Consider the following 11,027-nt stretch of genomic DNA (forward strand, 5'->3'; position numbering starts at 1 on the left):
GCCGTATCCGCAAGCTGACCGCGCCGAAATTGCGTAGATAAATTTCTACTGGTGGGTATTGGGACTCTCCTTCACCTGCCGCGAAGATGTGTAGGAGGATTGATGAGAATCACCGGAATGAGGAATGTCGATCGCCGTCACAGAAGGCGAAAGGCCTGGAACGGTTGCCACACCGAGCGACCGCCACATTGAGGAGTACACACGTTGTCCGAGTTGAACCAGGACGACCGGCAGAACACACAAGCTGCCGGCAAGACACCCGCGCCTACAGGCTCGGACGGTCGAGTACGCGTCATCCGCGAGGGTGTCGCGTCTTATCTGCCCGACATCGACAGTGACGAGACCAACGAATGGATCGAATCCTTCGACGGTCTGCTGGAGCGGTCGGGCCCATCCCGCGCCCGGTACTTGATGCTGCGTCTGCTGGAGCGGGCTGGTGAACGGCGAGTTGCACTGCCGTCACTGACGTCGACGGACTACGTCAACACCATTCCTACCGAGAACGAGCCCTGGTTCCCCGGCGACGAAGAGGTCGAACGCCGCTACCGCGCCTGGATCCGCTGGAACGCCGCGATCATGGTGCACCGCGCGCAGCGCCCCGGCGTCGGCGTCGGCGGACACATCTCCACGTATGCATCGTCGGCAGCGTTGTACGAGGTCGGGTTCAACCACTTCTTCCGTGGCAAGGATCATCCGGGCGGTGGCGACCACATATTCATTCAGGGCCACGCCTCCCCCGGCATCTACGCCCGCGCATTCCTCGAAGGACGCATTCCTGCCGAGCGCATGGACGGCTTCCGTCAGGAGTACAGCCACAGCGATTCCGGTGGCGGTCTGCCGTCGTACCCGCATCCGCGGTTGATGCAGGACTTCTGGGAATTCCCGACGGTATCGATGGGCCTCGGGCCCATGAACGCCATCTACCAGGCACGCTTCAATCATTACTTGGATGATCGCAAGATCAAGGACACCTCCGACCAGCATGTGTGGGCATTCCTGGGCGACGGCGAGATGGACGAGCCCGAGTCGCGCGGTCTGGCGCACGTAGCCGCGACGGAGGGTCTCGACAATCTGACGTTCGTAGTGAACTGCAACCTGCAGCGTCTCGACGGGCCGGTCCGCGGAAACGGGAAGATCATCCAGGAACTGGAATCCTTCTTCCGCGGCGCGGGATGGAATGTCATCAAGGTCGTCTGGGGCCGTGAGTGGGATGCGTTGCTGCACGCAGATCGCGATGGCGCGTTGGTCAACCTGATGAACACCACGCCCGACGGCGATTTTCAGACGTACAAGGCCAACGACGGTGGCTATGTACGCGACCATTTCTTCGGGCGTGATCCCCGCACCAAGGAACTGGTCAAGGATCTGACCGACGCCGAGATCTGGAATCTCAAGCGCGGTGGCCACGACTACCGCAAGGTCCACGCGGCGTATGCGGCTGCCATGGCGCACAAGGGCCAGCCGACGGTGATCCTGGCGCACACGATCAAGGGCTACACGCTCGGCAAGCTCTTCGAGGGCCGCAACGCGACGCACCAGATGAAGAAGCTCACCCTCGACGATCTCAAGACTTTCCGCGACCTGCAACGTATCCCGATCTCCGACGAGGAGCTCGAAAAGGATCCGTACATGCCGCCGTATTACCACCCCGGAAAGGATTCTCCGGAGATCGCGTACATGCTCGATCGACGCAAGGCGCTCGGCGGGTTCGTTCCGGAGCGTCGGGTGAGTCCCGATCCGTTGCCGCAGCCTGCGGACAAGACCTACGCAACGCTGATCAAGGGCTCCGGTAAGCAAGAAATTGCTACCACCATGGCGCTCGTGCGAGTGATGAAGGAACTGCTTCGGGACAAGGAGATCGGCCACCGAATCGTACCGATCATCCCTGACGAGGCGCGCACCTTCGGTATGGATTCGTGGTTCCCATCGCTGAAGATCTACAACCGGAACGGTCAGCTGTACACGTCGGTGGACTCCGAACTCATGCTCGCCTACAAGGAGAGCTCGATCGGACAGATCCTGCACGAAGGCATCAACGAGGCAGGCTCGACGGCATCGTTCACCGCAGTCGGAACGTCGTACGCGACGCACGGCGAGGTCATGATCCCGCTGTACATCTTCTACTCGATGTTCGGTTTCCAGCGCACCGGTGACGGCCTGTGGGCAGCAGCGGATCAGATGGCACGTGGATTCGTCCTGGGTGCCACCGCCGGCCGCACCACGCTGACGGGCGAGGGTCTCCAGCACGCCGACGGCCATTCGTTGTTGTTGGCGTCGACCAACCCGGCCGCGGTTGCCTACGATCCGGCGTTCGCCTACGAGATCGCGCACATCATCAAAGACGGCTTGCGTCGGATGTACGGCGGGACAGAAGGGGTAGAAGGCTTCGGCGGCGAGAACATCTTCTACTACATCACCCTGTACAACGAGCCGTACCAGCAGCCGGCGCAGCCCGAGGACCTCGATATCGACGGGCTACTCAAAGGCATCTACCTGTTCGAGAAGCCGCAAGAGGGTGACGGCCCGGAGGCGCAGATCCTCGCGTCGGGTGTCGGAATCGTCGCGGCCCGCAAGGCCCGCGAACTACTCGAATCCGAATGGCACGTCCGCTCGGGTGTCTGGTCGGTCACCTCATGGGGTGAACTGCGCCGCGACGGCGTCGAGTCGGAAAAGGATGCGCTGCGCGATCCAGGGGCCGAGAAGCGCATTCCGTACATCACGCAGGCACTGTCGAGCGCTGCTGGTCCCGTTGTGGCCGCATCGGATTGGATGCGTGCGGTCCCGGATCAGATCCGTCAGTGGGTTCCGGGCGACTACGTCACGCTCGGGACCGATGGGTTCGGGTTCTCCGATACCCGTCCCGCAGCACGACGAGTGTTCAACGTCGACGCAGAGTCCATCGTCGTCGCAGTGCTGTCTGCGCTGGCGGCGTCGGGCGAGATCGATCGGTCCAAGGCTGTAGAGGCAGCCGAGAAGTACCGCATCGACGATGTCCTCGCGGCCCCCACGTCGTACGCCGACACCGGCTCCGCATAGCTCGTAGAGTCCTGTACGCCCGCCTGCTCGTGTCCATGTCCTCGGACGCGAGCAGGCGGGCGTAGGTTTTGCCTATGGTCCACGACAAGAGCGCAGCCTGCGGAGTGACCGGAGAACACAAGAGCGCAGCCTGCGAAGTGACCGGAGAACACAGCACCGCAGCCTGCGAAGTGACCGGAGGATACGAAAGCGCACCGAAGACCGGGACGCACCACAAGGACGACCAGGACGGCCATATCACCGACAACGAGGTACATCCACCGGTCAAGGCTCTGACGCCTTCCAGGCAGAAGCGCGACCCCCTTCCCGACGCTCTTCTTCGGCGCGTGAAGCAGTTCTCGGGTCGTCTGTCCACCGAGGCTGTGACGACGATGCAGGATCAGTTGCCGTTCTTCAGCGGCCTTGATGCGGCGCAGCGGGCGAGCGTGCAGTTGCTGATTCAGACGGCGGTGGACAACTTTCTGGAGTGGTTGAAGAATCCGCAGAGCGATATTCGCTTCAGCCTCGATGCTTTCCAGGTCATTCCTCAGGATTTGGCGCGGCGGTTGACCCTGCGCCAGACGGTCGACATGGTGCGGGTCGCGATGGAGTTCTTCGAGCAGTGGCTTCCGGCACTTGCCCGAAATGATCAGCAGTTGGTTGCACTGACCGAGGCGGTACTTCGGTACGGCCGTGAGCTGGGTTTTGCGGCGGCTTCGGTGTATGCCAGTGCCGCGGAGTCCAGGGGTGCGTGGGATACCCGCCTGGAGGCTCTGGTCGTCGATGCCGTCGTTCGAGGGGACACGGGGTCCGACATGCTTTCGCGAGCTGCCACGTTGAACTGGGATGCCACTGCGCCTGCGACTGTTCTGGTCGGCACTCCGCCGGAGGATCAGGGTGTGTCCGTGGTCAGCACGGTGCACATGGTTGCGCAGAAGCACAATCGCGCAGCTCTCGCGGTCGTACAGGGGACGCGGCTCGTCATGGTTGTCAGCGGCCAGCTGATCGACAGTGCGGCGAACACGGCCTTCTTGACCGATATGTTGCAGAATTTCTCCGAGGGCCCTGTTGTCATCGGCCCGACAACTCGCACGTTGGGCGCGGCCCATTCGAGCGCGGTGGAAGCGTTCGCGGGCATGCAGGCGGTGGCGGGATGGCGCGGTGCCCCTCGGCCCGTTCACGCGGGAGAGCTGTTGCCAGAGCGTGCGCTGCTCGGTGATTCGGCGGCCATCGCGACGCTCAACGAACATCTGGTCGCTCCGTTGGCGGCAGCCGGTTCCGGCTTGGCGGACACCCTCGATGCTTACCTTGATTGCGGTGGCGCCGTCGAGACCTGCGCGCGACAGCTGTTTGTTCATCCAAATACTGTCCGGTATCGGCTGAAGCGAATTGCCGAAGTTACGGGACGGGACCCGACGCAATCGCGTGATGCGTACGTGCTTCGTGTTGCGGCAACAGTAGGTCGACTGGCTCGAACTCATCACGAACCGCAGCATCCTGTCCCACAAACCACACACGTAACATTCGGTGAGGTAGTTACGTAACGTAGTAGCACGTGCCGGCGATGCGACCGCTCCACGAGGCAATTTGTGGGTTCCCCACAAATTGAGTGCCGAGAGTTCATCGAGAGCGACATCTCCCAAACAGGTCTTCACAGTGTTCTCTTAACGAGTGATTGCGTTGCTTGCGCCCGGACAGGGCTCCCAGACACCCGGCATGCTCGTGCCGTGGCTCGAACTACCCGGTGCCGAGGACCGCGTTGCTTTATGGTCCAAGGCATCCGGACTCGACCTTGCTCGGCTGGGCACCACTGCCACCGCGGAGGAGATCACCGACACGTCGGTGACACAGCCACTCGTGGTCGCTGCCGCGCTACTCGCTTTCGAGGAGATAGCCAACCGGGGATTGCTGCAGGATGACGCGATCATCGCCGGTCATTCGGTCGGCGAACTCGCAGGCGCAGCGATAGCCGGTGTGATCTCGGCTGACGAGGCCGTCACGCTGGCGGCCGTGCGTGGCGCCGAGATGGCCAAAGCCTGCGCACTCGAACCGACTGGGATGTCTGCGGTGCTCGGCGGTGACGAATCCGAGGTCCTGGCTCGTCTCGAAGAACTCGGTCTCGAACCTGCCAATGTCAACGCAGCCGGACAGATCGTGGCAGCCGGATTGCTGACAGCATTGGCCGAACTCGCTGCCAGCCCCCCGGAGAAGGCTCGCGTTCGCGCATTGCCTGTCGCAGGAGCTTTCCACACCCGCTTCATGGCACCGGCGCAAGACGCGGTTGCGACAGCGGCAGCGGCGATCACGCCGTCGGAACCGGCGCGGACTCTGCTCTCGAACTCCGACGGTAAAGCAGTCACCTCGGGCGCGGACGCGCTGACCAAGCTTGCCGCTCAGGTAACCAAACCTGTTCGATGGGATCTGTGCACTGCGACTTTGAAGGAGCTCGCGGTGTCGTCCATCGTCGAATTGCCACCGTCAGGCGCACTCGTCGGAATTGCCAAGCGCGAGATGCGCGGTACTCCGAACCTCGGATTGAAAAAGCCCGAGGATATTGCGGCACTGACCTAGCTCTACCAAGACCTCCCGTAGCTGATTCGTTACGGGTTCAGGGTGCGGTCTCGTAAGAGATGCGCGCGTGGCGTGTTGATACACAGCGCGCCGCAGACCACGCAGGATCAGCATCGAACTTCGGCGCATCGATTCACGATGCACCGACACAATGAAGGGAGCCACGCAGTGGCCAGCCAGGAAGACCTCATCGCCGGACTTGCAGAGATCATCGAGGAGGTCACGGGTATCGAACCCTCCGAGGTGACCATCGACAAGTCCTTCGTGGACGACCTCGATATCGACTCGCTGTCGATGGTCGAGATCGCCGTTCAGACCGAAGACAAGTACGGCGTGAAGATCCCCGACGAAGACCTCGCAAGCCTGCGCACCGTCGGTGACGCAGTTGCGTACATCCAGAAGCTCGAAGCAGAGAACCCCGACGCTGCCGAAGCAATCAAGGCCAAGCTCGACGACTCCGCGAGCGAGTGAGAGAAAACATGACCAACCCATCCACAGCCAACGGACGCTTCCCGAATGTCGTCGTCACCAGCCTTGCTGCGACCACGTCCATCGCGGGCGATGTCGACGCGACGTGGAAGGGTCTGCTGAACGGTGAGAGCGGCATTGGCGTACTCGAAGATGATTTCATCGCCGAGTACGACCTCCCCGTTCGAATCGGCGGACACCTCGCGGTCAGTCCGTCGAGCCTGCTCACGCGAGTGGAGATGCGGCGACTGAGCTATGTGGAGCAGCTGTCCACTGTTCTCGGCCGCGAGGTATGGAAGAACGCTGGAAGCCCCGAGGTGGATCCGCTCCGCCTCGCCGTCTCCATCGGCACCGGTCTCGGCGGTGGTGACTCGCTCATCGATGCCGTCGACAAGCTCAAGACCGGTGGGTACCGCAAGGTCTCTCCCCTCGCAGTTCAGATGGTCATGCCGAACGGCCCCGCAGCGGTGGTCGGTTTGGAGCTCAAGGCACAGGCCGGAGTCATCACTCCGGTATCTGCGTGCTCTTCAGGGTCGGAGGCCATCGCTCACGCGTGGCGCATGATCGTGATGGGCGACGCCGACATGGTTGTCACCGGTGGCGTCGAGGGATTCATCGACGCGGTGCCGATCGCGAGTTTCTCCATGATGCGCGCGATGAGCACCAACAACGACAATCCGAAGGGCGCGTCGCGGCCGTTCGACAAAGACCGGGACGGGTTCGTGTTCGGCGAGGCGGGTGCGCTCATGGTCATCGAGACCGAAGAGCATGCCAAAGCACGTGGAGCCACGATCCATGCACGTCTTCTCGGCGCCGGTATCACCTCGGACGGATTCCACCTCGTGGCACCCGATCCCGAAGGAACCGGAGCGGCTCGGGCGATGACCCGGGCGATCGAAACAGCGGGACTGCAGAAGTCCGACATCACGCACGTGAATGCACACGCAACGGCAACACCGATCGGTGACACCGCTGAAGCGCTTGCAATCAACAAGGCGGTCGGCAACCATGCAGCGGTGTATGCACCAAAGTCCGCACTTGGACACTCGATCGGCGCCGTCGGCGCACTCGAGTCGGTGCTTACGGTGCTCGCAGTGCGCGAGGGAATCATTCCTCCCACACTGAATTTGGATAATCAGGATCCGAAAATCGATCTCGATGTCGTCAAGGGCGAGCCCCGCGTCGGACAGATCGACTACGCGATCAACAACTCGTTCGGATTCGGTGGGCACAACGTCGCGCTCGCCTTCGGTAGAGCTTGATCCTGTCCGAGTAGTTCACTCGTGACGATCGAGCTCACACTCGAACCCCGGGAGGGGTCCTATCAGACCTCTCCCGGGGATCGCCCGCCCCGGGCATCAAGAAGGAGAACGCGATGACCATCTTGTCCCCCGCCACTCGCTCCCACAACGCGACCGATCCCCGCGATCCGGTCGCGCGGCTCGAGAAGCTCTTCGACGCGGGGACGATGGTTTCGCTCCACGACCGTGACAAATCCGGTCTGCTCGCGGCCTCCGGTGACATCGACGGCGTTCACAGCGTCGCGTACTGCTCCGACGCCACCGTCATGGGTGGCGCAATGGGTGTCGATGGGTGCAAGCACATTGTCTCGGCCATCGATATCGCACTCGACCGCAATGCCCCCATCGTGGGAATTTGGCATTCCGGCGGAGCCCGACTCGCTGAGGGCGTCGAAGCTCTGCATGCAGTCGGCCTCGTGTTCGAGGCCATGGTCCGCGCCTCCGGGGTTGTCCCTCAGATCTCTGTCGTCCTCGGCTTCGCAGCCGGCGGCGCCGCGTACGGCCCGGCCCTCACCGACGTCGTCATCATGGCTCCCGAGGGACGTGTATTCGTCACCGGTCCCGATGTCGTGCGCAGCGTGACGGGCGAGCAGGTGGACATGGTGTCCCTCGGCGGACCGGACACGCACCACAAGAAGTCCGGCGTCTGCCATATTGTCGCGGACGACGAGCTCGACGCTCTCACGCGCGCCCGTCGACTGGTCTCCATGTTCAGCGAGCAAGGCACATTCGACATCGCCGCCGCCGAACACGGTGACACCGACCTCAAAGCACTACTGCCCGAGTCGAATCGGCGCGCCTACGACGTACACCCAGTAATCGACGAGCTTCTCGACAACGTCGAGGGCGAGTCGACGTTCGAGGAATTCCAGGGTGGTTGGGCTCGCAGCATCGTCATCGGTCTTGGTCGCCTCAGTGGCCGGACCGTCGGCGTGATCGCCAACAATCCGATTCGCCTCGGCGGGTGTCTCAACTCCGAAAGCGCCGAGAAGGCAGCACGATTCGTCCGCCTGTGCGATGCGTTCGGCATCCCGCTCGTGGTGGTCGTCGACGTTCCGGGCTATTTGCCGGGTGTCAGCATGGAATGGGAGGGGGTCGTCCGTCGTGGCGCAAAGCTCCTCCATGCATTCGCGGAAGCGAAGGTACCGCGAGTCACCCTGGTGACTCGCAAAATCTACGGCGGCGCGTACATCGCGATGAACGCGCGAGCCCTCGGCGCAACCGCGGTCTATGCCTGGCCGGGTTCCGAGGTCGCTGTCATGGGCGCCAAGGCAGCGGTTGGGATTCTGCACAAGAAGGCGTTGGCAGCTGCGCCGGAAGAAGAGCGCGAGGCGTTACACGATCGACTGACCGTGGAGCACGAAACCATTGCAGGCGGGGTCGATCGGGCCGTGGCCATCGGCGTCGTCGACGCGGTCATCGAGCCTGCCCTCACGCGTTCGACCATCGCAAAAGCGTTGGCCGGTGCGCCTGCAGCGCGCGGCAACCACAAGAACATCCCGCTGTAATCGCTTGGGAGCGGAACAAAGCAGTGCCCCGGTGTCTCGGACACCGGGGCACTGCTTTGGGCTGCAGAGTACTTCGAGCTACAAGGTCAGCCTTCGAGCCACTTGTGTGACGCGGCAATCCGAATGACGGCCTCACGCACGTCGAGCACTTGCTCGGCGGTGAGACCGCGGTTCGCCTGCAGGAGAGCTTCGGTCAATTCGGTCGAGAAGTCGCTGCGCGCGAGGACATCGCACACGACGTCGTCGAATTCGTGCCCGGTCGACGCTGACACTGTATGTGCAACTGGGTGCGCTGGTCGATGTTGCACCGGCGCTGCGGAGTCGACTATCTGGACTTGGCCTGCCTTGAGGCCTCGATCGCCGTGCTCGGCGACATACTCGACCCGAACCCCAGGGGCGAGAAGTCGCTTGTCGAAGTCGAGGTCGTTGACGTGAATGAAGACATCCTCACCGCCCTCGTCGGGCGCAACGAATCCATAACCCTTGAACTCATCGAAGCGAATTACTTTACCTGTCGACAACATAGAACCACCCCTCGAGAAACCGTCGAACCCGCATGCCTAGCCTGGCACAGTTCCGACACTACCGAAGGGTGAATTCTCCGGGAGACTCCGGTCATCCCGCATTGCGGCTGAGCCAAGTGACCTCGGCCCCGGCTCCCCCGGTCCGGTACGGTTCGAGCGCGTGATCCCAGGCGCTGCCCAGGGCGTGTTCGATCTCTGCGGCAAGATTTCCCGAATTTCCCTCGATCATCGACTTGAGTCGCATCTCGCCAAGGATCACGTCGCCGTTCGCGCTCGTCGAGCCACGCCAGAGCCCGAGACCTGGTACATGGGCAAAACGTTCACCGTCGACGCCCTCGCTGGCGTCCTCGGTGACCTCGAACCTCAGCATCTGCCACGTCCGAAGAATGCCTGCCAGCGCGGCCCCGGTACCCACGGGACCGACCCAGTCACTGGCAGCACGAAGCTGCCCGCCGCCGGCCGGCTGCGCGGACCACTTGAGATTCGCACGGCAGTTCAACGCGTCGGATAGTGCCCATTCGACATGCGGGCACAACGCGGCAGGTGACGCGTGAATGTAGACCACACCCGACGTGGCATCTGCGAACTGATTCAATGCACGCATTCGATTACTCCTCCAGCTTCGACGAGGGACGTCTTCCCCAACGACCTCTTACACGAACTGGTATCTGAAGCTCTCTCATACGTACATGCACTAGTGTGCCCCGAGTTACCCCTGTTGCGCCAGTGTACTAGTGATTCCAATGATGATCTGAGCGGTGCCGAGGTCTCTACCTGGGATTATTGTCGAGCACTTCATCGGACAGCTCGGTCCACAGTGATTTGGCCCACTCGCCGAACGCGAGATCCGTGAGAACGACAGTGGCCAGGCCGACGTCCGGGTCCACCCAGAGAAACGTTCCGGACTGTCCGAAATGGCCGAACGTCCGAGTCGAATTCCGCTGTCCGGTCCAGTGAGGTTCTTTGCCGTCGCGAAGTTCGAATCCCAGGCCCCAATCGTTCGGCCGTTGAGATCCATAACCGGGCAGAATGCCGTCGAGCCCCTCGAATTGCACGCTGACCGCGGCCGCGAAGGTCGCCTCCGCCAGCAGGGTCGGCGACAAGAGTTCGGATGCGAATGCAGATAGATCGCGCACTGATGAGCGCGCACCGTGACCTGCCGGCCCCGCGAGCGTCGAGGCGGTCATACCGAGCGGCGCGAACACGGCCTCGGCGAGGTAGTCATCGAACGCAATTCCGGATTCGGACTCGATCAGCGCGGCGAGCAGCTCGAAGCCGACGCTCGAGTAGATGCGCTTGGTCCCGGGGGCTGCTTGTACCTTGTTCTCACCGAAGGCGAGCCCCGAACTGTGCGCAAGAAGATGACGGACGGTCGAGCCCTCAGGGCCCGCTTGCTGATCGAGATCGATTGCTTCTTCTTCGACTGCGACGAGTGCCGCGTAGGCCACCAGTAGTTTGGTGACCGACGCCAGCTCGTACACGCGGTCGACATCGCCGTACTGCTCGCTCACACCTTCCGTCGACACCACCGCTGCGGATGCATTGTCGACGGGCCAACCAGCGATCAAATCCAAGGAGTGCACGCGGATGAGCCTAGTTGTAGGCAGACGAGTCGGGGGGGGGGGCGGGCCCCCCCCCCC

9 protein-coding genes are annotated in these 11,027 nt (G+C 62.5%); 6 read left to right on the forward strand and 3 right to left on the reverse strand.

Features of this window, described 5'->3' with window-relative positions:
• Nucleotides 1–204 precede the first annotated feature (204 nt).
• The 6 genes from aceE to O1W68_RS13160 all read left to right on the forward strand — a co-directional run bounded on the left by aceE (nt 205) and on the right by O1W68_RS13160 (nt 8,863).
• Nucleotides 205–3,036, forward strand: a complete 2,832-nt coding sequence (gene aceE / locus O1W68_RS13135) for a pyruvate dehydrogenase (acetyl-transferring), homodimeric type (protein ID WP_442972353.1) — start codon at nt 205–207, stop codon at nt 3,034–3,036.
• A 74-nt stretch (nt 3,037–3,110) separates the two neighbouring features.
• Nucleotides 3,111–4,559: a PucR family transcriptional regulator gene (locus O1W68_RS13140; protein ID WP_331283585.1), complete on the forward strand. Its 1,449-nt coding sequence runs from the start codon at nt 3,111–3,113 to the stop codon at nt 4,557–4,559.
• Between the two features lie 127 nt (nt 4,560–4,686).
• Complete coding sequence (locus O1W68_RS13145; RefSeq protein WP_269304140.1) at nt 4,687–5,586, forward strand: ACP S-malonyltransferase; 900 nt, start codon at nt 4,687–4,689, stop codon at nt 5,584–5,586.
• 138 nt (nt 5,587–5,724) lie between these two features.
• On the forward strand, nt 5,725–6,057 hold the full coding sequence (acpM, locus tag O1W68_RS13150; RefSeq protein ID WP_269304143.1) for a meromycolate extension acyl carrier protein AcpM: 333 nt from the start codon (nt 5,725–5,727) through the stop codon (nt 6,055–6,057).
• Nucleotides 6,058–6,065: 8 nt separating this feature from the next.
• Complete coding sequence (locus O1W68_RS13155; protein ID WP_084346703.1) at nt 6,066–7,316, forward strand: KasA/KasB family beta-ketoacyl-ACP synthase; 1,251 nt, start codon at nt 6,066–6,068, stop codon at nt 7,314–7,316.
• Nucleotides 7,317–7,429: 113 nt separating this feature from the next.
• Complete coding sequence (locus O1W68_RS13160; protein WP_269304145.1) at nt 7,430–8,863, forward strand: acyl-CoA carboxylase subunit beta; 1,434 nt, start codon at nt 7,430–7,432, stop codon at nt 8,861–8,863.
• 86 nt (nt 8,864–8,949) lie between these two features.
• On the opposite strand, the gene O1W68_RS13165 is transcribed toward O1W68_RS13160, so the two are convergent.
• The 3 genes from O1W68_RS13165 to O1W68_RS13175 form a co-directional block, all read right to left on the reverse strand.
• Entirely contained in the window at nt 8,950–9,387 is a 438-nt protein-coding gene (locus O1W68_RS13165; protein WP_269304147.1) for a cold shock domain-containing protein, read from the reverse strand.
• 91 nt (nt 9,388–9,478) lie between these two features.
• Nucleotides 9,479–9,991 (reverse strand): DUF3145 domain-containing protein, encoded by a 513-nt coding sequence (locus O1W68_RS13170; protein WP_269304149.1) that lies wholly within the window; start codon nt 9,989–9,991, stop codon nt 9,479–9,481.
• A gap of 166 nt (nt 9,992–10,157) precedes the next feature.
• Nucleotides 10,158–10,970: a serine hydrolase domain-containing protein gene (locus O1W68_RS13175; protein ID WP_269304151.1), complete on the reverse strand. Its 813-nt coding sequence runs from the start codon at nt 10,968–10,970 to the stop codon at nt 10,158–10,160.
• Nucleotides 10,971–11,027: the final 57 nt, after the last annotated feature.

Source organism: Rhodococcus sp. H36-A4, from assembly GCF_027158005.1.
Lineage (GTDB): Bacteria > Actinomycetota > Actinomycetes > Mycobacteriales > Mycobacteriaceae > Rhodococcoides.